Here is a 23,057-nt window from a genome sequence, read left to right on the forward strand (position 1 = left end):
GCCTGATAAAGAGAAGGGCTTTAACTGCATTATAAAAGTTGTGATTATGGATTGGGGACTTTAACTGCATTATAAAAGTTATGATTGTGGATTGGGGGCGTTAACTGCATTATAAAAGTTGTGATTGTGGATTGAACCTGTGGATTGAACTGGAGGTTGGATTATGAACTCCATTAGAAGTATAACGCCCAGAATATTAAACGTAAGAGATCTTATATAAATCATTACAGTTTTTTATACTTTAAAAAGTATAAAACAGAAATAGATATAACTTAGAAGTCAACTGAACTAAAAATATAATAGAGAATTAAAGCTATGCTCAATGCTAAAATTCTCTATTCAAAAGCCCATGGTTCCAATTAGAGCTTAAGAACCTTTGCGGCTTTCAAAGCATCGCCAACCATAGTCTCAATATCAAGCTTTTTTTCCTCAAGAACTATGAGGTCATAGTTTGCCTTGACTTCGGGATGTTCCGGAACTGCAGCACAACTTCCGGCTGACCTTGTAGATATATCATAAGTTCCAATTCTGCGGGCAATATCCACGATCTCGCTTTTGTCAAAGGCAATTAAAGGGTGATAAATCGGGATAGCAAGCTGGTAGATTTCGGCATGCATGTTGGCAGCAGTCTGGGAGGCTACCTGTCCGAGGGAAGAGCCAGTAATAATCCCACTTGCGCCTTCTTTTTTCATAACTTCGTAGGCTTCTCTGTACATCATACGTTTGCAGAGGAGGCATGTGTTTTTTCGGTCGCATGTTTCGATAAAAGCCCCCAGATTTGGACCGTGGAGGAGCTCATAAGTTGTGAACTGGTGCCCTGGAGCCCAGGCCTGTAGCTGGCGGATGCAGTCAAAAGCACGTTCCTTTGCCGCATCCTCTGCATAAGGAGAGTTATTGCAGTAAACAGGGATAATCATTACACCACGCTTCATCATCAGCCATGCAGCGACAGGGGAATCGATGCCTCCGGACATCAGCACTACCATACTGCCCTGTGTGCCGAGGGGAAGTCCTCCAACTCCTTTAACCGTCTCCAGGTAAATATAAGCCAGATTCTGCCGCATCTCTACAAAAATTTCCTTATCAGGAGAACTCAGGTCAACCCTGGGATGTTTTCCTTCTTTTTCAAGGGCGTTCCAGACAGCGTCTCCGCAGTTTCTCCCTAAATCCGCGGAAGTGAAAGAATGGTTTCCGCTTCTTCTAGCCCGGATAGCAAAAGATTCTCCTTCCCGAATGAGGCATGTTCCAAGAAGAGCACAGGTCCTGGCTGCACTCTCAAGGTCTGGTTCTGTTATTAATGCAGAAGAAGTTGAGACAATCCCAAAAACGTCTGCTGCCGCTCCAGCTGCCCGCGGATCTGTCGTCTCAATAAATATCCTGCCCCATTCTCTCCGTATCAGGGAATATGGAATGCTTCTTGAGTCCAGCATTGCGGCAATGTTCTTCATGAGAATTTTCTCATACCAGTTCCGAACGCCTGTGCTTTTAAGAGCAAGCTCCCCATATCTAACTATAACAACATTTGCCTGGCTTTCGAAGCCCTGGCGAGAAGGACCGGAGTCCTGGTTATCCATACTATTAGTAAAAGTATCTGGCATGTTCTCGCTGTCTCTTTTAGTCTTTATATCAATATCAGATGCATTTTTTGCTTCGATCTCATCAGAATTGCCTGTCATGTGTACTTAACGGTTAGGGCGACATGGCGTTTAAAGTTTTCAGGAAAAAGAATTTTTTTTCAGGAAAAAAGGAACCTATTGCGGCAACTTAGAGGAGACCGACAGAAAACTTTAAATAGAGTAATTTTTGGGGAAGATAATAATTGCATGGAGATATATGAAAGAATATTACAAAACATGAAAAATTGCCCCGGTGATATATCATTGTTACTCAGCACAAAAAATATACATACAGTAATATTATTTTTGGAAAATCTATATAAGTCAGGACTATTATAGTATTGTATGCTATTGTGTATTACGCACAATATCGAAGACATTGGGTAAGACTGGGTAAAAATTGCCCACCTATCGAAACGATAAAAACAAAAAAAGACAACCACGCCAGGGGTGGAGTACCAATGGATACTCTGAAAAAGCTTGCCGGAAAATCGATAGTGACAGTGATAGCTGCTTATAGCCTTCTGCTGATACTATTTCCTGTGGGCTGGATCGTTTTGCTCGGGACCGCTATCGGAAAGCCGAGCGCTGAAGAAAGATCTGTCGAAGCGAGAATCCTTGGGGCAGACCTCGAAGTCTGAAACCCCGAGAAAGAAGGCATGGGTGTCAGAAACCAACAAGGAAGTCCACAAGGGGTTTCTGGTAAACATTCTAGCCGCCCAGCACCGGTGTCGAAACAAACAAGGGAGCTCGCAAGGCTTCTGGCCAACATTCGCACCACCCTCTTGCAATCTGAGAACTGGTTTCAAGCGGGTGTCGGAAACAAACAAGGAAACAGCAGTTTCAGGAAAGCAATCCGGCTACCTGCCATATCAAGAGGCGGATCTGGAAGGAACCGGAGGAAAAAGAGAGAACGGCCGTTTCTGGCAACATTCAGGCAACCCACTTTTATTTATTGCAATTTTATTTTGTTCTGTTTTTATTAGTTTTTACTAGTTTTTACAATTATCATATAAACCAAATACATTAATATCAATGTATATATATATATTTATAGTTATGGGATACTCTGGAGTTTTTAAGAAATTATTTGCAAGTATAAATTGAAGAGGGGGATAATGTCGTTTCTTTATGCCTTTATCCCGAACTCAAGTTTTCTTCCCGCTCCATCAATGATTGTCTTTTTACCATCCGTGTAGATATATCTTATTGAGATATTTCCGTCCTCGCCGTACTTTGTCCAGATCGTGGTATTTTTGTCCTGTGACCACATGTACTCGTATCTGGTGGTGTTCTCTTCGCTTCCGGTTTCTATCATGGCTTTGCAAAGGGTTTTGTTATCGAACTCTTCGGTGCCGGTAATTTTCATATTAAGGGCTTTTCCGGTGGTGGGATTTTTAACCTGGACCTGAGAACCTACAGGGCACCAGTTGCCTTCGGATTGCTCGGGGAGGCTGACATTTATTTCGGTATCATTGCCCGAAATTGACAGTTTTGTTCCGTCTTCCCCCATACAGCCTGAAGCGAGAAGGGCAACTGTGAGAAGTAATATACAAATTACCTGTTTTTTTGACAAGAATTATCACCTGAGTTTATCAAAACCTTATTTTCGATCAAAACTTTCCTAAGAATTCTAAAAGATAAAAAACTCTAAACGATAAGAATTTTGAATTTGATGAAACTTTAAAATCAAATCGAATTTTTGTTTTTTATCAGAGTTTTATCTCCTGCAAGTTTTCATTTCCATTTAATATTAGATGCAGCCCATAAAAATTATTCCATTATGCCATTAAAAAGTAGGCAATTTGCAGGGAAAAGAGAAATTCTCAGCATCTTAACCTGTTTTTTCATCATGAAATTAAACATTTTGTCCATTTTCAGGGAATTGAATTATCACATTATTAATAAATATCTCTTACCTGAGATCATTTTTATGCAGATCTATCAATATATACGCATAATAAGATATAATTTGGTAGCAAACGGGGGGCGTTTGGCATAGTTATTACTGTAGTGAAAAGTGGAGGGAATGAGCTTCAATGGATGCGTAATCTCCTCTCTACAAACCCTTATCCCATAATGAAAGCTGGAAAAGATGGAATTGTACTTTACGCAAACGAAGCATCAGTTCCTTTACTGGAAATATGGAAAATCGAACCTGGACAAAAACTTCCGTTGGAAATTCTCCCTTTCTTCCGGAAAACGATCAGAAAGAAAGAAGCTTTAAACATTGAAGTAAAAGAGAATAACAAAGAATACTTACTCACTTTTAACCCGGCGGAAAACGAATGTGTACATATCCACGGAATGGATCTTGCCTCCATGACAGCAAGAAAGAAAATACTATTTACGCAGGAAAAGCAGCAAGACGCATTTTCTGAAAACCTGGCGGACCGGGCTGCAGAGATGGTAGTTTCTGCTCTCAAAGCCGAATTCTGCAGAATTTTCAAGTTTTCTCACGATGGCGTTGACCTTCCGGAAAATCAGCCTTCTATTCAGGAAATCGGATGTATTGGACAGCCTGAGAAGTTAGATGAGCTTGCCGGCGGGATCAGTGTCTTTATAAGAATCCAGGGAAAACCCGGTATAGTTGTAACGCTTTACAGAACCAGACCGGATGAGTTTGCCCCTGAAGAAGTACGTTTTTTAAGGTATGTCCTGTCTCTGGTTCGTAAAGTCCAGAAGTGTAAAAGGATTGATGCAGAACTACAGGACAGGATACATTTTTTAGAATCATTACTCGAAGAAGTTCCGAACCCTGCTTATTTTAGAGATGTAAACCAGACTTTTCAGGACCGCAGTGAGCTTTTCTCCGGGAAAGCTGCCCACTCTCAAGATCGAAAAACTTCAGGGTATTCGATGCATGAACTGGAAGAAGTAATTCCAAAGGAGCTTGCCGCGATCTACAAAAAGAAAAAAGGAGAGGCTTCAGAAGTATCAGAGGAGTTCGGGATGATGCCGGGAATCTGCAGTATGTTCAGGGAAAGTGAGGAGGCATTGAAAATAGCCCTCGAAGTGCAGAAAGTGTTCTGGACAGTCATCAATAATAGTCCGGCAGTCGTATTTTTATGGCGAAACGAGGAAAAATGGCCTGCGGATTTCGTGTCTGAAAATGTTTCACAGTTTGGGTATGAGGTTGAAGACTTCACCTCCGAAAGAATCCTTTACGGCGATATTGTCCATAAGGAGGATCTAAATAATGTCCAGGAACAGCTTGACAGCTGCGTAGAAGACAACTGCGAAGGTTTCAAGATGGAATATCGGATCTGCACAAAAGAAGGGGAATTGCGCTGGGTCGATGAGAGGACATTCATCCAGAGGGATGCAGAAGGTCGCGCCACTCATTTTCAGGGGGTGGTCATTGACATTACCGAAAGGAAGGTTGCAGAAGAAGCCCTTGAAAGAGCCGAGCAGCTCCGGAAAAAAGAGATCAACCACAGGATCAAGAATAACCTGCAAATAGTTTCTTCTCTGCTGGACCTGCAGGCCGAGAAATTCAGTGATAGAAAAGTAATTGAGGCTTTCAGGGAAAGTGAAAGCCGAATTGTTTCAATGTCGCTTATACACGAAGAACTTTATGAATCAGGAAACCTTGACATTCTTGATTTCTCGTCTTATATCCACAAATTAATAGCTGATCTCCTCCGTTCATACAGTACCGAGAGTTCGGCTATCAGGGTAAACCTTAATGTGGAAAAAGTTTTTCTCGGTGTTGACACCGCAGTTTCTCTGGGCATTATAATCAACGAACTTTTCACTAACGCCATCAAATATGCTTTTCCCCAGGGCAAAGGAGGGGAAATAAATGTTGAACTTTTCGGGGAAGGAACCGGAGAAGCAGTAAACGAAAAGGAAATCTCAGGTAAAACCCCTATTCCGAAGATTCCTGATAAAGGTAAGGATATGCATAAACAATTTACTCTTATCTTTGCAGACAACGGGAAGGGCTTTCCCGAAGATGTCGATTTCAGAAACACGGAAACCCTTGGTTTGCAGCTTGTAAATGCTCTTGTGAACCAGATAGAGGGGAGAATAGACCTTGAAAGGGAAAAAGGTACGAAATTTACGCTTAAATTTAGGGAAAGAATCAGGGAAACGGCCTGAAACTTCAGGACTATTCCATTCAGGATGAAATTCTAATAGTAATACCTGCATATTTTTAATTAGAATATTAAAGGGGGTAGCTTAAATGAGTGGAAATCTTTTCAAAAAAATCCTGATTGCAACGGATGGTTCAGAAAACGCCAAAAAAGCAGCTTCTTATGGAATAGACATTGCGCGGGCAACAGGGGCTGAAGTATATGCTCTGTATGTTGTTTCTACCGAGCACGCCGGAACTGCACGGACAGTTATGGGCTGGACTGAGGCATTTGAAGAATATCTTGCAAATCAGGGAGGGGTTGCAACTGGCTATGTAGAAAACCTTGGAAAAGAAGCCGGAGTTAAAGTGGAACCGATGTATCTGAAAGGTGTTCCGGCTGAAAAAATCCTTGAATATGCAGAGGAGAGTAATATTGACCTGATAGTAATGGGCACACAGGGCCTGACAGGAGTCCAGAGATTCCTTATCGGCAGTGTGGCAGAGAATGTTCTCAGGCACTCAAAAGTCCCTGTAATGATTGTCAGGTGATTGTCAGATGATTGTCAGGTGATTGTCAGGTGATTGTCAGGTAATAGTCAAGTAATACAGCCTGAAAAAAGGCCAGTTACTTTTTGCCGTTCGGATTACCAATTTTCCAGAGCAGCATCCAGCATTATCTGGAAACTGCTCATGGTATCCAGTCAACTACTTTTTAGAAGTTTCTGATTGAACAGAGACTCCTGATCCATTTTTAGGGGAATCACAGCTCCTTAATCCTCAATAATCCCTGCCCCTGTAAATATGGCTTTTGCTTCCTCAAAGCTCAGGTCTTCCGGGGGTACAATGATGTCGGATTCCAAGATTTCTTCCGCGCCAAGTGCTTCCCCTTTCTCCTTAATCTCAGAAATCAGCTTCACAAGTTCTGTTCTGAATTCCTCAGCATTTCCTTCCGCAACAAGGGCTACAATTTTGTTATCGATCTGGTTTAATTCATCGCAGAGGGCTTCAGGCGCCCGGTACTGGCCTTCTCCCATGATCCTGATTATCATATTCAGACCTCCTTTCCTTCTTCCGGACCTTTGCTTTCTCCCACTGTTTTCGCTTTTTCAGGTCCCTTTCCAGCTTCGGCTTTAAGCTTTGCAAGTTCGGATTCGACACTGCTCTGGGTACTGATTTTTGCAAGTTCGCGCTCGATGTCGTCCCTGCCACCTGTAAGGTCTTCGAGTGCGCCGGCTTCCATAAGCTCGTCAATTGCCTCGGCGCGGGCTTTCATTTCGTCAGTCTTATTTTCGGCCCTCTCAAGTGCAAGTCCCACATCTGCCATCTCTTCGCTGATCCCGGTGACAGACTCGTTTATCTTCACCTGGGCTTCAGCTGCCGAGTACTGAGCTTTAATGGATTCCTTTTTTGTCCTGAAGATCTCGACCTTTGTAGAAAGTCGCTTTTCCGAGGCAATGAGCTTTTCTTCCTGTTTTTCGAGCTCCGCAATTTCCCTGTCAATCCCATCGACCTGCTGCTGGAGAGCTGCTTTTCTCTCAAGAGCCATCCTTGCAAGGTCTTCACGGTCAGCAGCAACCGCCTCCCGAGCCTGCTTCTCAAGCTTCTCATTACTCTGAATCAGTTTTGCCCGCTGGAGCTGAAGGCGTTTTTTCGAGGTTGTCACTTCTGCAACGCCTCTCTTTACGTTCTGCAGCAGTTCCAGCTGTTTTTCATAGGAATAATCAAGCGTTTCTCTAGGGTCTTCCATTCTGTTAAGCACTTTGTTCATCTTTGACTTGAATACTGTTTCCATCCTTGCGAATAATCCCATGTGGTTTCCCCGTTGCTTTATCAAAAATTGTTCTGTAAACAGGCTGGCATTTTTTGCCTTATTTTTATGGAGTATGGTTTTTTGAAAAATCCTGGCACTTTTTTCGCAGTACCCTTTTCTTCCTATGTCTTTTGGCTGGAGTTATATTTTTAGTTTATCTGTACTTTACTTTATTTCACTTTACTTTAGCACGTTACTTTATTTCACTTTACTTTAGCACGTTACTTTATTTCACTTTACTTTATCACTTTACTTTATCACTTTACTTTAGCACTTTACTTTATTTCACTTTACTTTGCCTTCCTCTTCCCGTTCGTCAGGGTATTTTTTCGGCGGGTTCTTTTATACAGGCATTTTTATATATACAGATTGATTATTCGTAGTCGCGCGAACGTTTTATATATTCAAAATACAACTTATCTAAAGATATTATGGCAAAACCTGAGACCAAAACTGAATTTTTTTATACCGAACGCGGGCTCATAGCCGTAGACAGCCCTGTTAAACTCCAGATATTGAATTTACTCAGGAAAGAGCCAAAATCGTTTGACGAAATCGTAAAATATACGGCAAAAGCCAAATCAACCATTTCAGTTCATCTTAATAATCTCAGGTCATGCGAGCTTGTTGAAGAAAATTCTGACCCTGAAGACCGACGCAAGAAGATTTATTCCCTGACCTCTCATTACATGGGCTGCTCCCAGGAACCATTTATCGGGCATTACAGCAGCCTGCTGGAAACAGTTGCTGCAAGCGGAAACGACAGGTTCCGCTTTATGGAAGCCCTTTTTCATGTGATGCGATTTGGTTTTGAAGCATACGGGCTTGATAATGCCCCTGTTGTCAGGATGATTGGAATAGATATTGGCAAGCATCTCTCTGCTAATTTTAAATCAAGTAATCCTGAAGACCTGTTTAATGAGATTGCAGGCTTTATGGAAATTCACGGAGACTGCCGGGTCTCGGTGCTCCGGGGGAGCTCTCCTGTGCTTCAGGTCGAAGATGACTTCAAAGCCAGGTCCATGCCGGCAATAGGGAAACCCTTCTGTGCCCTCAGAGAAGGCATCATTGAAGGAATCCTTAAAGAAAAACTGGGAAAAGAGTGCGGCGTCCTGGAAACCGAGTGTTATGGAACCGGGCACACGCGCTGTCTGTTTGAGATTACAATATAAATTATTTAATTATACGTACAGTTTTACAGAATAATTTTTGTCCGGAAATCCGCCTTTTAAGAAACAATTCTTTTAACGCAAACTGTCTCACAAAAAATATACTGGAAAACCTAATTTTCGGATTCAGGTTGGGTTTTCCTTTCAGGCGGATGCAGGGTAATGAAAGTTAACTGGAATCTCCTATTACGACTCCAATTTCGGATTTAAGGCGAGGTCCTATTGCTGCCACGATTCCGGGCCCGTCAGTTTTTTCACGGCACACAACTGCGTGTTCAAGCAGCCCCAGGCGCTCGATTTCGTAAATGTCCCTGCCGTGCCCTGTCCTTTTTATTGCATTTTTTATTTCCGAACGGGTAGCACCATTAATGACAACTCTGTCGGTGCTTGCTTTTTTCCATCCCCACCAGATGTCAAGCTGTTTTTTGGTGAGGCGAGCTTTTGCTTTTTTGTTCCCCTCAAATACCTCAACTTCAACCGGCAGGTGAGGGACCAGCCCGAATCTCGATGCAAGCTGTTTTGGTTTTCCGCTGCCCAGTGCTTTGAGTTCCTCAGCTTCAACGCGCAGAGGGACACCGATGTTGACCACAAAAGCGTCTTCCGGAAAAGCCTGAAGGAAACCCAGGTACACCTTTCCAATTTCAGCTTTTTTTACAGGACTTCCGTACCTGGATGTCAGGATATTTGCTGACACCACGTCATCTTCACCCTCAAGGGAAAACTCTGCCCAGTTTTCCGGGGTAATAGAAACCTCAACCTTTACCTCGAGGTCTTTCAATTCATTCTCAACCAGGCTTTTCAGGAGTTCAGCCATTCTGTCCCGGTTTTTTCCATAAATATGCTGGAGGGTTACAACTTTTTTCATTTTCATCCTGCCACTTTATTCATTCTCTACCTGTGCCTGCCGTATTAAGTATTTTCCGGTATTGAGCTCTTCAGGTAAGATTCTAGGAGCCTTTCGGTCTCTTCCAGAGCTGAATCTACTATTTCGTCAACAGGTGTTTCCGCCTTCTCAATCTGGCTATGCAGTTTTTTGATATCCCGGCTGTAAGGACCAAGTTTTCTGGAAACCATCTCCTTACTTTGCCCATTCTCAACTGCTTCCCTGTGGATGCTCTCTATTTTATTATTAAGGTTCCTGACCTTTTCAAGGATTTCAACACTTAGAGGATCAAGCTCTTTTGCATTCTCACTTTCGGTTTCTTCTCCCCGTTCTTCTACCTCTTTTCCTGTCGTTTCTCCGCCTTCTCTGCCTTTTTCCTCTTGCCCCTCTTCTCCTGATTTCAGGCATTCTACTCTTGAAGGAGATCCCTCTGCAATTATATTCCGGAACTCTTTAAGGGCAGTTTCTACTTCCTTTCCGTACTCCGTAAGTTCGACAAACTTTATCCGTCCTTCAAATGTGAATCTTATAAGTCCGGAATGTTCCATCTTCGAAAGGATTCTCGTAGTATGGGCAAATGTCGAGTCTATTTCCTTTGAAATAACCGAGGCATAGGTTTTTCCCATCGAACCTATAAATAGCAGTGCAAGCGTGGGTTTTTCCTGCAAAAACAACTTTTCTGCGTCTTCGTCGGACATGATATCACATTGAGTTTTTTAGCGGATTATTTCCGGGTCTGAGCTCAGGCCTTTATTATTCTTTAATAGTTTATATAATAATTGAACAGTTTTCGACCTCTGGTTTTCAAAGGAATATTCTCTTCATCTTGAAAGCGCCAGGATTATTTTCTTTATTTCAGCCACGGGAGCATCTGTTCTGAAAGAGGTCCCACTGAAATGAGTCCTCGAGGCTTCAAACCCGCTGGCTTTAAGGGCCTCTATCAGAATCTCGATACCTGTTGCAGAAGCCCCAAGCCCCTTGCAGATAACGTGCTGGTCATAGAACATGGGAATGTCGAGTTCGTCCCTGCAGAATGTAATTATTTTTTTTGCTTTATCTTTCGTATTCAGAGGGCGCGTTTCAAGCTCAGAAAGCACTTCATCGCAGAACTCCGGCTCTTTGAAGGGCCCAAGCCACAAAGGTCCTGCAATCTTTGTCAGTGCTCCGCAGACAGGGCATTCCCGGTCAATATGGACGGCAAGCCCATGGACAGACTCTCTGAACCCGCATTTAGGGCAATGAATACTGAATCCCATAAACTTCAGGGTCCTATCAGCCTGTTTAGTCCCGGGAAGCACTTCAATGTAACTACGAACATAATGGCGCGTGACATGGGAAAGCAGAGGCAACATCCCTTTTTCGTGTTTTGCAAGTTCTCTGGCACAGGCTCCGAGCAGGACCCTTAAGCCCATTTCGCTGTGATATTCCGTATTAAGGGGTACGGCTGCATACTTTCTGATTCCAGAGTTCAGGTGGGCTCCACAGAGAGGAGCAGTATCTGTTGCAGTAACCGAGAGCATGCTCTGCGCCGAAGTTGCGGATGCATCAAGGTAAGGCGCAGGAGTTCCGAAAGGGTCGACATCCACGATATGGAATTTCTGCTCATGAAGCAGAACATTTGCGTTCTTGCGTGTAGCCTGAACTTTTTCCTCAAGCCCGTTAATTTTTATATTTTCCTTTATCAGTTCAAAGGCTTCAGGGCTCCAGTCATTCATTGTCGCATGTATTCCGACTTCCCTTGCGATCCTGAGCCCCCGGATTCCTGATGCTGAAAAAGCATCCACGTAGCGGATCTCCTCTCTCTGTATGTCTTTTCTCGAAAGAAGCCTCTCCACAAATGCTGCAGTTGCTGCAACATTGATATCACGGTTCAATTCCATCTCCGGGTTATAGAACACCGGCGCTGCCGAGGGAGGGAAATTTGCGTCCGGAGGCGGGACCGGAACCGAAATTTTTGTTGTCCCTTCCACTATAGTTCTACATATCATCTAAAGCTGCTATACTTTGGGATATTATTTTACAGTGATGGTCATCTGCATGTTAGGATATTCACGTGCGTTGAAATTGTAGCTTCCGGTTTCATTGAATGTGTATTTCAGGGTGTTTCCGTATCCAAGCCTTTGATCCTCGAAAAGCCCTTCCTTGCTGCTCAGGGTAAAGACAATGGATTCTTCAAAATTTCTCCATACAACTATATCCCCTGTATTGACCTCCAGCTCGGAGGGAATAAATAGATAATTCTTGAGCCTTACGAGGTATGTTTCTGGCTCGGTTCCAGCAGGCTGCACAATCTCGACTTCTTCGTCATCGGTCACGTTTTCGGTTTGCTCGTCTTGAATTTCATCCCCCATACCCGGAGTTAACGTTTCTAGAGGTGTTCCTCCCTCTCCGGCTGTTTCTGTTTCTTGCGGCGTCCCCGCTTCCTCTAATGTTTCCGTTTCCACCGGCGTTTCCATTTCTTCTGACGTTATTGCCTCTTCCGGTGTCTGCACTTCTTCAAGAATCTGCGTCCCGCCTGAACCGCCTGAACCGCCGGAATCCTCCAGGCCGTCCTCTTCTTGCCCCTGATTTCCTCCCCAATTCAGGTAGACAAACACTAACACTGACAGGACTATGAGGAGCAGAATGAGCTTTTTTATCACTATTACTTCCCCCTGCGTAAGCTTTACTTTTTTACTCCCAATTCAATATAAGCCCTATTAAATAATAACACTTTCTTATAATAAGCTTTATATTAAAAAATAGTTTGTCTGTAATCGATTTTACGGTTTTTACCCTGAAGAACTAATTTCCGGAAGTACGGTTAATTGGCATATTAGCTAATTGGCATATTAGCTGGCTTTTTACCTCTAAGCCTTGTTTATTCAGGATGAGGAAGGGGAAAGTTATCAGAAATGGAAATGAGCGGCAAAGATTTAAAATCTGAAAAAAATAAGTTTACTGGAAAGTTTTGCCACCTTTCCAGATGAAGCCTGTATAAGCTTTATGAGATATTTTATCCATTAGTTCCTTCAGAAAACTTATTCTGAAGACTTATTCAGAGCTCGTTCACAGTTATATTGACATCCATTCTGGGCTGCCCGATAATGGTGAAGGTATAATTCCCGGTTTCATTGAAGGTATACGCAAAGGAACGCCTATAAACAAGGCTCGCGTCTTCAAAGAGGTCTTCTTCACTGGTAAGGGTAAAGACTCTCCTCGGGCTGTCCTGATAGTTTATCCAGGCAACTGTTTCTCCTTCTTTGATATCAAGGCTTGAGGGATATGCCCTGAAATTGTCCAACCTTATAGTATAGGGAGTTTTTCTTATATCTGGTGTGGTAACTGTCGGTCCTTCTTCAGTCTCATTTTCTACCGGAGTTACTTCTTCCTCTGTTTCCGTTACTACCGGGGTTTCAACTTCGTCCGGAGTTTCAGTTTCAGTCTCTGTCGGTGTTTCCGTCTCTTCCGGAGTTGCAATTTCATCCGGGGTTACTGTTTCTTCAGGTGTCGCGTTTTCTTCCGGGGAGGGCTGTTCATTTCCAGCACATCCCGAGAACAAAACTACACCTAAGACTAGAAGTAGAACAATTATTTTTGTATTCATTTTATTCCCCACAATCTCGTTTGGTTATGGAATTAGGAAATCTGCGGAAATAATTCAAAGTGCCGCATAGTTATATTTTTGATGGATTGACGTTAAGATAACTAAATCATTCGAATATTAATAATATAGTATTGTGTACGTAATAACGAATGATATTTAAGCTTAAGTTCTTGCTTGAATGGACACTTCTCTTTTTTCAAGTTTTTAGCTTTGCCTGTACCATTTAGGTACATATAAATATATTTTTGCATATTTCTTTTATATATATCTGTTTTTCAAAGCAAAACTCCTTATGAAATTTAAGTGCTTTGCTTGCATATAAAGATATTTTAGACATATTCAAAAAACACTTCCATCTAGAATAAAACAGTTCTTACCTTAAAAGGCCCTTATGGCTCAAAACAACCCGCACAATACCTTCGAGAGATATTTTTAGAATGCAGGTTAATGAAAAAAAGTAAAATTATCAAAAAATGATTCCCTTCTGGAAAGGCTGACCTTCATTTTTACCTGAATTAGCTTCAGTTTGAGCTAGCTTGCCAGCCAGGGATCCGTATTTGCTTTTCCATCTTATTTCTCTTACTTCACTATTAGAATGAGCTCTGAGCCAGGAATTTCCCCCAGCTTAAAAGTGTAGTCTCCGGCTTCATTAAAGGTATATGAAAAACTTTTTCCATAGCCGATGACCGAATTCTCGAAAAGGCCCTCTTCACTTACCAGCGTAAATGAGCGTTTTGGCTTGTTAAGGTTTTTCCAGACTACAGTTTCATGCCTGAAGCATCCCCATCTTGCTTTCTCTCACAGGATGTTCCATAAAAGCAAAGCCACGGTCCCGGTGACTGCAATGATTCCGAATGCGTTTGTAGCAAGGGAGAAAAGGCTCGCAGAACCTGAAATCTTTGAAAGCAGAATTTTATTTACAGTACTTACAAGGCTTGCAAGCACTGCAGTATTTGCTGCGACTTCGTAGGAGATATTTCCGCTTACGGCAAGGAGGGTTACGGAGACTATCACTCCGGAGCTGCTGAAAAGAGCTCCAAGGGCAGTTATGTATATTCCGACGGTCCCTGCAAAGTCATAAGCAAAGTTTCCTACGATGAGAATAAGGGTAAAAGCAATGCCGAATTTAAATGCCTGACCAAGTGAGAAAGGCGACTGAATCTTAAGTTCCCCCCCGCCCATCGGGCAGAATTTCTTACTATGTCTGAGAGTTATTGCTATGGAAACAGTGATAAGTACAAGCTGTGAAGGAAGCATAAACAGGGTTGTCTGGCCTGTCGGGTCAACTATAAAGGCTAATACAAGGTTTCGAATGAGCATGGAAATATTGCAGAGTAGAATTCCTGTAAGTACGGGATCAGTCATCCCCTCTGTTCTTTTGGAGAGCCCTGCAAGTGCTCCTGTGGTAGCTTCGCTGTTAATAAACCCCCCGAGAAAGCCCGAATAGCACAGGCCGCGTTTTGCCCCGAACTTTCTCAGGAGAACATAGCTTGAAAAACTGATAAGGGAAACAAGAATCACAATAAGAATTGCCGACCTGAGGTTTACAAGCCCGAAAAACTGTTTTTCCGGCATCACCGGATAAAGTATGAAAGCAACAGCCAGAAACTGTATGGCATTGTAAAGCTCTTCTTTTGTCAGGTTTCCTGCAAACTGGTGAAGGGGCTGCTTCTGGATCAGGAGGAAAGATACAACTATTGAAGAGACAATCGCAAACAGGCCGTAGTCATAGCCAACAAGGACACCCATCACGAAAATAAAGAAGAGAGTGATAGGACTTGTAACCCCTATCCGCTTATAGAGAAATATCTTGGAATAGGCAATTATGGAACAGATAGCTGCAAAGAAAAGCGTGGCTACGTAAACGAAACCCGGACCTGCAGATTCGCTTGCAAGAGCAACGAGCATACCTGTTATGCAGGTTATGCTGTAACTCCTGACGCCCGCAAAAATCTCGTGTTCAAGGCCTCTGTGCTCCCTTTCCACACCTACCATGATCCCTATCAAAAATGCAACGGTAAGTTTTGTCAGGAAATCCACAAAAACCGGATCAAAACCGAACTCGCTAATTACGTCCGTAGCTCAACCTCTCAGATTTTTCTGGCTGTAATTCCATACTCAAACAAAATAATGTAATTAAAGTGAGTTCTATATATCGTTAAAGTGAGTTCTATAAGATCCTGTTCACTTTATTATATGGGAAGACATTATCTAAATTGATGTGAAACTAAATATAATTAGATAGTAAGGATGTTCTTGTTAATGAATATACTCCTGAAAGGAGAAAAAGGTTCAGAGTACTCGGAAATCTCTCTAATATACCGATTACTCCGAAAACCTGGTCGACCCTGGGTAATTGAGATCCAGTCAATTGAGATCAGGTTGATTAAATATGGTTGATTAAATATGGTTGATTAAATATGGTTGATTAAATATGGTTGATTAAATATGGTTGATTAAATATGGTTGATTAAATCCGACTAAAACTTGTTTTATACTTCCACGAATTCAACCTCAATGGATTTGTTTTCGGTTTCTTCAATAGTTATAAGGGCGCAGGAACCTTTGCAGGCTTCCCCGGGGTTTACAACAACTGTTTTTCCGACATGTTCAATGCCTTTTGCTTCATGGATATGCCCGCAGACCATCAGGTCAACCCTGTCCAGAAACTTCTGGATAGCTTTACTGCCCACATGTCCGAAAGGCAGCTCGTCTCTTGCCCCGTGGGGTGGGGCGTGAGTCAGGAGCACTATTGTCCCGCATTCACCTGAGTTTTCGGCTGAGCAGACCATTCCTTCAAGGGCATTTTCGATTTCTTCTTCGGAAAGCTCAAAGGGGGTATTAAAAGGGGTGGGGTTTGAGCCTCCAAGCCCGATAAACCGGATATTTCCAATCTGCTCAGCTTTTCCGTGCAAGTTTACGGCTTTTGAATTCTCAAGGGCTTTCAGGATGCTCCTCTGGTCGCAGTTCCCGGGAATTGCAAGCACAGGCTTATCAAACATTTCAGCCAGCTCGTCTACCTTCTCATCGGGCCCGAAATTGGTAATGTCTCCGACTACCACAGCAAGGTCGAAGGCCCCAGCTCGTTCTATGATCTTTTTTATCTTCGAATAATCCCCATGGGGGTCGGAAATAGCGAGTATCTTCATCCTTATCCCGTCCTTATCATGATCTTTTAATTTTATGATCTGTTAATTTTACGTTTAATCCTATGATCTGTTAATTCTATGATCTGTTAATTCTATGATCTGTTAATCCTATGTTTAATTCTATGATCTGTTAATTATGATTTTTAATTTTAGTTTGAATTATTATATACGATCTCTGTTACACTTTATGTTATGTGTTATTCTGTTGACATGCACACATCTTTTATATCCCTTACGTAATATACTGCCCCATGCGTGACATCATTATTATAGGGCATAAAGCAATGACAAGCGGCGATTTTTCTTTAAATGACCTCCCCGGGTCTGCAGGAAGAATGGATATACTCTGCCGCTGCGTAAGCTCTGCCCTTTTCCTCTCTTTTGGAATGCGCAGGGATGTAAACGTGCACCTGCTTCTTCTGGGGGAGCCTGAGCCCGGAAAAATTATCAGGTTTGAAGGGCTCCACCTGAGATACCTGAATCCGGACGAAAGAAGCAGTGGTTCGCTTATCAGTAAAGCCCTTCTGAAAAATACAACTGAACTGGATACCCGGTCCACGCCTGGCGTCTGGATCCGTAAAGGAGACTTAAAGTCCCTGCTGACTTCTTTTGAAGGGAGGACCTTGCTCTATCTTAGAGAAGACGGAAAGGATATAAGAGAAATTGCCGGTGAAATCCGAAACCCGGTTTTTATTCTGGGCGACCACACAGGTGTTACCGAAGAAGAGGAAAAACAGCTTCTTGAAGCAGGAGCACAGATTATCTCGGTTGGTCCCATTTCCCTTCACTCCAACCACTGCATAACCCTTATCCACAACGAACTGGACAGGGTTGAAGCAAAAAGAGGGGAAATTCCAGGAGGAGAAAACTCCGGAACTGAGGAGTGAGCTGCGATTTTTGAATCAGGTTTTTATCCAAAAAGTTATATCCCATTTCCCTGTATCAGGATAGAAACTTATCCGGATGTGCCTTTTCAGGCACATGCCTTAAATTTGCGCATCATCTCTACTACACTCAATATAATCTGTCAATAATATCTTTCAATAATATCTTTCAATATAATTTGTCAATATTATCTTTCAATATTATCATTCAATATTATCTGCCAATACTTTCAAAATTATCTTTCATTCTCCACTCCCCATATATATTTCCCGAACAAAGAGCTTAGAGAACGTGAAACCAAATGGATGTACTTGAAATTTCAAAAAAGATTCTGCACGAAGGCCCTATCTGTGACCACTGCATGGGCCGTCAGTTTGCAAAATTGTCCACAGGCCTCAGCAACAAAGAGCGCGGGCAGGCAATGAAACTCGCCCTCGTCCTTGAAGGGGACCGCATTTACAAAAGTGAAAATGACGACTCTCTCTTAAAGGAACTTGTTTCCTGCAGTGCCCGTGCAAGGAAAACTCTCAGAATTGAGGGAGAAGATGAGCAGTGCTGGGTCTGCCTTGACCAGTTCAAAAAACTGGATGGGTGGGCAGAAAAAGCTGCAAAGGCTCTCGAAGGTCTTGAGTACTCCACCTTCCTCGTGGGGACAAAGGTCAGCGGGCTTCTCAGTGAAAACGAAGAGATCCTATGGGCTGAGGCAGGGACTGCCTATGCCGAGCAGTTGAAATCCGAGCTTAACCGGGAAGTAGGCAAGCGGATTGCAGAAACGGTTGGAAAAGAAGTGGATTTTGAAAACCCGGATATTGTGATCACCCTTGACCTTGCAGCAAACAAATTCGAGCTTCAGGTCCGTTCAGCATATATCTACGGGCGCTACCTCAAAAAAGTCCGAGGAATCCCCCAGACTCGCTGGCCCTGCAGGGCATGTAAGGGCAGAGGCTGCGAAAGGTGCGGGTTTACAGGCAAACAATATCCAGAGTCCGTAGACGAACTTATCAAAGGTCCTGTTATCGAAGCATTTGAGGCTGTTGATACGGCTTTTCATGGTTCTGGCAGGGAAGATATAGATGCCCTGATGCTCGGAAGCGGTAGACCCTTTGTGGTAGAAGCAAAGTCTCCTGTAAGACGCGTGGCTGATCTTGAAGCACTTGCTGCCAGAATTAATGAGAATGCTGCAGGAAAAGTTGAGGTAAGGGAACTTCGTTTTGTCGAAAAAGGTATGATTGAGACCCTGAAGAGCTCAAAGGCGGATAAAACTTATAAGCTTAAAGTTACATTTAAAGAGCCTGTTTCAGAGGAAAAGCTTAAATCATGCCTTGAGTCATTGAGTGGCACAGAGATTGCCCAGCAGACTCCAAAGCGTGTGGTTCACAGGCGGGCAGATCTTGTCCGGAAAAGATACGTGCACAGCATTACGCTTGACGAGCTGACAGATGATGGTCGCGCCTACATAACCGTAAACTGTGAAGGCGGGCTTTACGTCAAAGAACTGGTTTCCGGGGACGAGGGCAGGACAAACCCAAGCCTGACGGGGCTTCTAGGAATCCAAGCTCTTGTGGAAGATCTTGATGTAGTTAACGTCGAAATTTAAGCCCCAGGCATCTGAATCTGCTTTAAATAAACTAAATCAATCTAAACAAATTGAATCGATCTAATCTAAACCAATCTGGATTTCAATCTGAATCAGTTTCATTAGCCGGTCAGGCCACAGGGAAAGAGTGGCTTAATGAACGGTTCATTTAAATAATATCCATATTATTTAGAGGAAAATCAATTATTAAACAGAAACTTCATTAAAGAAAAACTAATCTAGCATTCTAACGGAGGAACATGCGATGTCAAATTCCCACGGTGAAAGACGCTGCACAAGATACAAATTAAAGAAGACGGTTCGCGAAAGAGGAATATCCCCTGTAAGCAGGGCAATCCAGGAATTCAAAGAAGGACAGATGGTCCACATTGACATAGACCCTAGCGTCCAGAAAGGTATGCCAAATCCAAAGTTTCAGGGATCCACTGGAAAGGTTGTCGGGCAGCGCGGTCGCTCATATGTGCTGACAGTCCGCAACGGAAACGCAATGAAGAGCGTCATTTCTCTTCCCCAGCACCTGAAACCTCAGAAGTACTGATTCCGAGCAAGGTAGTTAGGTTTTTTCAACCTAATTTTCCCTTTTATTTCGGAATTTAAGGTATCCAGACCTCCAACCGGAGGTTTGAAAATCCTGCCAGAAATTCCGGTAAATACAGCCTGAGTAACGGCCCGCTAAAGGATTGAATGTAACAGAACTAATGTCCCTTAAAAACCTGTAAAAGGGCACGTTTAAAGGGGATATGAAATAACTGCTTTTTAAAAATTAGTTTTTTATCCTGGCAAAGGAACATCTATAATTATATATCATTTGTAAAACATATAGCTGAAATAGTTCAGGATAACGTCATTCAAAACAGTTTCGGCTTATCGGGCGCATGCTGGGTACTGAAAGGCAGAAAAATACTGGCAGCAGGAATCAGAGCTCACAATAATAGCAGTAAAACATATTTGCTCTGTAAGGAAGTACAACTACCTGAAATTTTAATTCAAAAGAGTGTATTCCAATGATAGTTAAGGAAGTCATCAACGAAGAGTTATTGACATTGGCTGAGGTCAAGGATATACTTTCCGGGATCGCTGACGAGCGCAGAGAACAGGGATTAGAGGTTGCATACAGTTTCAGAAAAGCCCTGCATCATGCGGAACAGTTCTCAAAAATCAGCGGAGAGAAGTCGAGGGAACTTGTTAATAAGTTACTTGAGCTTGAAAAAATGAAGCCCGTTATCGCGATCAGGATCGCGGACATCCTGCCTCAATCCAGAGACGAACTCAGGTCAATCTATGCGAAAGAAAAGTACACCCTGAGCAATGAAGAGCTGGATCAAATTCTGGAATATGTATTCGCGGCTATGGAATAATTAAAAAGTAAAGAGAATAATCTATATAGCAGTTTATCTTGTTATTCATGAGGGAAGTATCCTAAATCTGGTTAGAGTACTTTAAAGTATCATAGAGTACCTTGACCTGAAGAATTTAGCAGCAGAGGATTTTCTGGACCTCTAAGTCCCCGAACCTGAGAATGCCGAGATAAAGGTCAGTTTCAGGAAACTGGTGTTCGGGGAATAGTTCAACAGGTCTGGTAGCTGGGGAAGATCCTGAACCAGATAGAAGAGCTAAAAGAAGCTTGGCATATCTAGGTGAGCATACCCTGACATTTAATGGGGTTTCATATTTATCGATAGGATGGGTGCTGATGAAAGTAGAGAAGTCGCAATCAGGTAGACCGTACACTGGCAGATCATCTGCCGAAAGACCTTCTTCTGACGGCAGGCGGCCGGCAGGTAAACCACAATCTGAAAGGCAGTCAGAAAGAGCTCCGCGCTCATCCGGAAAAGCCACGGAGAGTCCACAGGACAGGGAGGAATATGTATGGGTCCTCGATTATCTTCCCTATGGAAAATCCGTTGACGGTACGTCAATGTACCAGAAAAAACCTCTTGTGCAGGCTGTGGGGGATAAAAAGTTCACTCTTATGGAACTGGTCCCAAAAGCCGGTGTCGTTCCTGAAATCCAGTCAAGAGTCTATATCGGGCCTGGAGACAGAAATGAAATAGACCACGTAAAACAGAGGATCGGGCATTCTGACCTTACTACCGGAGCAAACCTCGAATTGCCCTTCATCCTTGAAGCAAGCATCAGGCACAAAGAAGAAAGGTTCGTCAAATTCTTCAACGATGCCCATTCCATCACAACCCGCCTGCATATGCTTGAACTCCTTCCCGGAATAGGGAAAAAACTCATGTGGTCTATCATTGATGAACGCAAGAAAGGGGAGTTTAAGAGCTTTCAGGACATCCGTGAGAGAATCCCGAGCCTTCATGACCCTGCTAAAGTCATTTCCCACAGGATCGAAGAAGAACTCAAGGATGATTTCATCAAGTACAGGCTGTTCACCATCCCTCCTCGCCATCAGGGCCCGAATGATCGGTGAACCTTTTCATTCTATTTTTTTTAATCCGGTTTCTGCATCTCTGGCTTCTACACGTTCGGTTTTTGAGAATTTATCTACAGGGTTTATCTATTAACGGTTTACTAACTTTAACTAAATTGATTTATTTACTTTAACTTGTCTGCTTTAATTTACTTCAAACAAACTACTTACAAAATACATCCAAAATATTTACAAAATACATCCGAAATATTTACAAAATATTTACAAATTGTCAATGAAATATTTACAAACGATACAAAACGCTTACAAATGCTTACTTTATTAAGGAGGTTTCAGCCCTGGTTCGTTCTATTCTTAAAAAGTACAATATAAAAGGAGGCACCTTTGATCAGCACTTCCTCGTTGATACTGGCTACCTGGACCGGATAGTTGCTGCTGCTGAGCTAAGTCCGCAGGATACGGTTCTTGAGATCGGTGCAGGAATCGGAAACCTAACCGAACGGCTTGCAAGGAGAGCAAAAAAGGTAATTGCAGTCGAGCTTGACCCTGCCCTTGTTTCAGTCCTGCACGACCGCTTCGATAATGTTGAAAATGTGGAGATTATTGCAGGCGACGCCCTGAAAATCGAGTTTCCTGAGTTTGACAAGGTTGTTTCAAACCTTCCCTATTCCATTTCCTCGGAAATCACCTTCAAGCTCCTGCGCCATAAATTCGAACTTGGAATTCTGATGTACCAGTACGAGTTTGCAGTCCGCATGGTCTCTTCTCCAGGCTGCAAGGACTACTCCCGCCTTACGGTCGATACATATTACTTTGCCGATGCTTCCATCCTCATGAAAGTTCCAAAAGGTGTCTTCCAGCCAGCACCTGAAGTTGAATCTGCAGTTATCAAACTGATCCCCCGTCCCGCTCCATTCGAGGTCCGCGACGAAGCCTTCTTTCTCGAATTTGTTACTGCAGTCTTCAGCCAACGTCGAAAAAAGTTGAGAAATTCGATCCTGAACACAAATCATGTGCTCAAGATCCCGGAAGTAAAAGAGGTTGTAAACCAGCTCCCTGAAGATTTCATGAACAAAAGAGCGGAAAACCTTACTCCTGAAGAGCTTGCCAGCATTGCAAATATAATTTTTGACCTCAAATCCAGATAATCCATGGTTGAGATAGAATACAAAAACACCCGGGTCAAACTCGGAGCCACAGACCTTGTCTACGAGCCTGCAGAAGACTCCTTTTTGCTTGCTGACGCAGCCCTTGAAGAGGCAGAGCCAGGCATGCACATTCTTGAAATCGGGGCAGGCTCGGGTTTTGTATCTGCCGTGCTCAGGGCAAATATTAAGGGCATCCGCGTGCTTGCAACAGAAATCAACCCCCATGCTGCCCGCTGTGCAAAAGCAAACGGTGTTGAGGTAATCCGCACAGACCTTTTCAAAGGCCTGAAGCCGGAAAACCGGAAAACCTCTTTTGACCTCATCCTCTTCAACCCGCCCTACCTTCCCACTTCCGAAGAAGAAAAAGTTCCCGGCTGGTTAAATTATGCTTTTGACGGCGGAGCCAGCGGGCGGGAAACCCTTGACCGGTTTTTAGATGAGGTCAGGAACTACCTGAGCCCCGGAGGAAAAATTCTGGTGTTGATTTCTTCGATTACCGGGCTGGAAGCTGTAAAGGAGAAAATGGAGAAAATGGGGTTTAAGGTCGATGTTGTGGGGAGAAAAAAGATTTCATTTGAAGAATTGATGGTGGTAAGGGGAAAAATCCTGTAAGCCTCTTTCTTACCCCGTAAACTATTATTTATCCTCATACTATTTTTATCCTCATATTATCGGAGTGCCCACAGACTGGCGGGCGACCCATCGAAAGAAAGAATAAGAAAAGGGGGATCCGTTTTTACT

The 23,057-nt window shown here is 43.1% G+C and carries 22 protein-coding genes; 11 read left to right on the top strand and 11 right to left on the bottom strand.

Features of this window, described 5'->3' with window-relative positions; genetic code table 11:
- Positions 1–359: 359 nt before the first annotated feature.
- Positions 360–1,598 carry a tRNA uracil 4-sulfurtransferase ThiI gene (thiI, locus tag EO93_RS05755; RefSeq protein WP_048133097.1) on the bottom strand — a complete coding sequence of 413 codons (1,239 nt, stop codon included), beginning with the start codon at positions 1,596–1,598 and terminating at the stop codon, positions 360–362.
- A gap of 479 nt (positions 1,599–2,077) precedes the next feature.
- Here thiI and EO93_RS05760 point away from each other — a divergent pair, with 479 nt between their 5' ends.
- Positions 2,078–2,257, top strand: a complete 180-nt coding sequence (locus tag EO93_RS05760) for a hypothetical protein (protein ID WP_048133077.1) — start codon at positions 2,078–2,080, stop codon at positions 2,255–2,257.
- Between the two features lie 488 nt (positions 2,258–2,745).
- Here EO93_RS05760 and EO93_RS05770 read toward each other — a convergent pair whose 3' ends face one another.
- Positions 2,746–3,192 (bottom strand): hypothetical protein, encoded by a 447-nt coding sequence (locus EO93_RS05770; protein WP_048161384.1) that lies wholly within the window; start codon positions 3,190–3,192, stop codon positions 2,746–2,748.
- A 467-nt stretch (positions 3,193–3,659) separates the two neighbouring features.
- On the opposite strand from EO93_RS05770, the gene EO93_RS16480 reads away from it, so the two are divergent.
- Both EO93_RS16480 and EO93_RS05780 read left to right on the top strand, forming a co-directional pair.
- On the top strand, positions 3,660–5,720 hold the full coding sequence (locus EO93_RS16480) for a histidine kinase dimerization/phosphoacceptor domain -containing protein (RefSeq protein ID WP_052735393.1): 2,061 nt from the start codon (positions 3,660–3,662) through the stop codon (positions 5,718–5,720).
- A gap of 85 nt (positions 5,721–5,805) precedes the next feature.
- A complete protein-coding gene (locus EO93_RS05780; RefSeq protein WP_048138969.1) occupies positions 5,806–6,246 on the top strand; it encodes a universal stress protein in 441 nt (146 codons plus the stop codon).
- Positions 6,247–6,467: 221 nt separating this feature from the next.
- Here EO93_RS05780 and EO93_RS05785 read toward each other — a convergent pair whose 3' ends face one another.
- Positions 6,468–6,746: a hypothetical protein gene (locus EO93_RS05785; protein ID WP_048133084.1), complete on the bottom strand. Its 279-nt coding sequence runs from the start codon at positions 6,744–6,746 to the stop codon at positions 6,468–6,470.
- Between the two features lie 2 nt (positions 6,747–6,748).
- A complete protein-coding gene (locus EO93_RS05790; protein WP_048161386.1) occupies positions 6,749–7,507 on the bottom strand; it encodes a PspA/IM30 family protein in 759 nt (252 codons plus the stop codon).
- A 431-nt stretch (positions 7,508–7,938) separates the two neighbouring features.
- Between EO93_RS05790 and EO93_RS05795 the strand changes: the two genes are divergently transcribed.
- A complete protein-coding gene (locus EO93_RS05795; protein ID WP_048133088.1) occupies positions 7,939–8,679 on the top strand; it encodes a V4R domain-containing protein in 741 nt (246 codons plus the stop codon).
- A 166-nt stretch (positions 8,680–8,845) separates the two neighbouring features.
- Here the strand turns inward: EO93_RS05795 and EO93_RS05800 are convergent, their stop codons facing one another.
- The 7 genes from EO93_RS05800 to EO93_RS05830 form a co-directional block, all read right to left on the bottom strand.
- Positions 8,846–9,541: a DUF2110 family protein gene (locus EO93_RS05800; RefSeq protein ID WP_048133101.1), complete on the bottom strand. Its 696-nt coding sequence runs from the start codon at positions 9,539–9,541 to the stop codon at positions 8,846–8,848.
- Positions 9,542–9,585: 44 nt separating this feature from the next.
- Positions 9,586–10,257 carry a MarR family winged helix-turn-helix transcriptional regulator gene (locus tag EO93_RS05805; RefSeq protein ID WP_048161387.1) on the bottom strand — a complete coding sequence of 224 codons (672 nt, stop codon included), beginning with the start codon at positions 10,255–10,257 and terminating at the stop codon, positions 9,586–9,588.
- A gap of 123 nt (positions 10,258–10,380) precedes the next feature.
- Positions 10,381–11,547, bottom strand: coding sequence for a tRNA (guanine(10)-N(2))-dimethyltransferase (locus EO93_RS05810; protein WP_048161389.1), 1,167 nt, complete (start codon positions 11,545–11,547; stop codon positions 10,381–10,383).
- 24 nt (positions 11,548–11,571) lie between these two features.
- Positions 11,572–12,201 carry a cell surface lipoprotein gene (locus EO93_RS05815; RefSeq protein WP_235284128.1) on the bottom strand — a complete coding sequence of 210 codons (630 nt, stop codon included), beginning with the start codon at positions 12,199–12,201 and terminating at the stop codon, positions 11,572–11,574.
- A gap of 395 nt (positions 12,202–12,596) precedes the next feature.
- The gene (locus EO93_RS05820; protein ID WP_048161393.1) at positions 12,597–13,145 is read right to left on the bottom strand and encodes a hypothetical protein; all 549 of its coding nucleotides are present in this window, start codon (positions 13,143–13,145) and stop codon (positions 12,597–12,599) included.
- A 798-nt stretch (positions 13,146–13,943) separates the two neighbouring features.
- On the bottom strand, positions 13,944–15,185 hold the full coding sequence (locus EO93_RS05825) for an MgtC/SapB family protein (RefSeq protein WP_048161394.1): 1,242 nt from the start codon (positions 15,183–15,185) through the stop codon (positions 13,944–13,946).
- 452 nt (positions 15,186–15,637) lie between these two features.
- On the bottom strand, positions 15,638–16,294 hold the full coding sequence (locus EO93_RS05830; protein ID WP_048161396.1) for a metallophosphoesterase family protein: 657 nt from the start codon (positions 16,292–16,294) through the stop codon (positions 15,638–15,640).
- A 251-nt stretch (positions 16,295–16,545) separates the two neighbouring features.
- Here EO93_RS05830 and trmY point away from each other — a divergent pair, with 251 nt between their 5' ends.
- The 7 genes from trmY to EO93_RS05865 all read left to right on the top strand — a co-directional run bounded on the left by trmY (position 16,546) and on the right by EO93_RS05865 (position 22,928).
- Positions 16,546–17,181, top strand: a complete 636-nt coding sequence (gene trmY, locus EO93_RS05835) for a tRNA (pseudouridine(54)-N(1))-methyltransferase TrmY (protein WP_048161398.1) — start codon at positions 16,546–16,548, stop codon at positions 17,179–17,181.
- 299 nt (positions 17,182–17,480) lie between these two features.
- On the top strand, positions 17,481–18,776 hold the full coding sequence (locus EO93_RS05840) for a tRNA pseudouridine(54/55) synthase Pus10 (protein ID WP_048161400.1): 1,296 nt from the start codon (positions 17,481–17,483) through the stop codon (positions 18,774–18,776).
- A gap of 244 nt (positions 18,777–19,020) precedes the next feature.
- Complete coding sequence (locus EO93_RS05845; protein ID WP_048134962.1) at positions 19,021–19,314, top strand: 50S ribosomal protein L21e; 294 nt, start codon at positions 19,021–19,023, stop codon at positions 19,312–19,314.
- Between the two features lie 466 nt (positions 19,315–19,780).
- Positions 19,781–20,134, top strand: a complete 354-nt coding sequence (locus EO93_RS05850) for an RNA polymerase Rpb4 family protein (protein WP_048134964.1) — start codon at positions 19,781–19,783, stop codon at positions 20,132–20,134.
- A 335-nt stretch (positions 20,135–20,469) separates the two neighbouring features.
- Entirely contained in the window at positions 20,470–21,207 is a 738-nt protein-coding gene (locus EO93_RS05855; protein ID WP_048134966.1) for a DUF655 domain-containing protein, read from the top strand.
- Positions 21,208–21,506: 299 nt separating this feature from the next.
- A complete protein-coding gene (rsmA, locus tag EO93_RS05860; protein ID WP_200898087.1) occupies positions 21,507–22,316 on the top strand; it encodes a 16S rRNA (adenine(1518)-N(6)/adenine(1519)-N(6))-dimethyltransferase RsmA in 810 nt (269 codons plus the stop codon).
- A 3-nt stretch (positions 22,317–22,319) separates the two neighbouring features.
- The gene (locus EO93_RS05865; protein ID WP_048161403.1) at positions 22,320–22,928 is read left to right on the top strand and encodes a HemK2/MTQ2 family protein methyltransferase; all 609 of its coding nucleotides are present in this window, start codon (positions 22,320–22,322) and stop codon (positions 22,926–22,928) included.
- Positions 22,929–23,057: the final 129 nt, after the last annotated feature.

It is taken from the genome of Methanosarcina sp. 1.H.A.2.2, assembly GCF_000979975.1.
Classification (GTDB): Archaea; Halobacteriota; Methanosarcinia; order Methanosarcinales; family Methanosarcinaceae; genus Methanosarcina.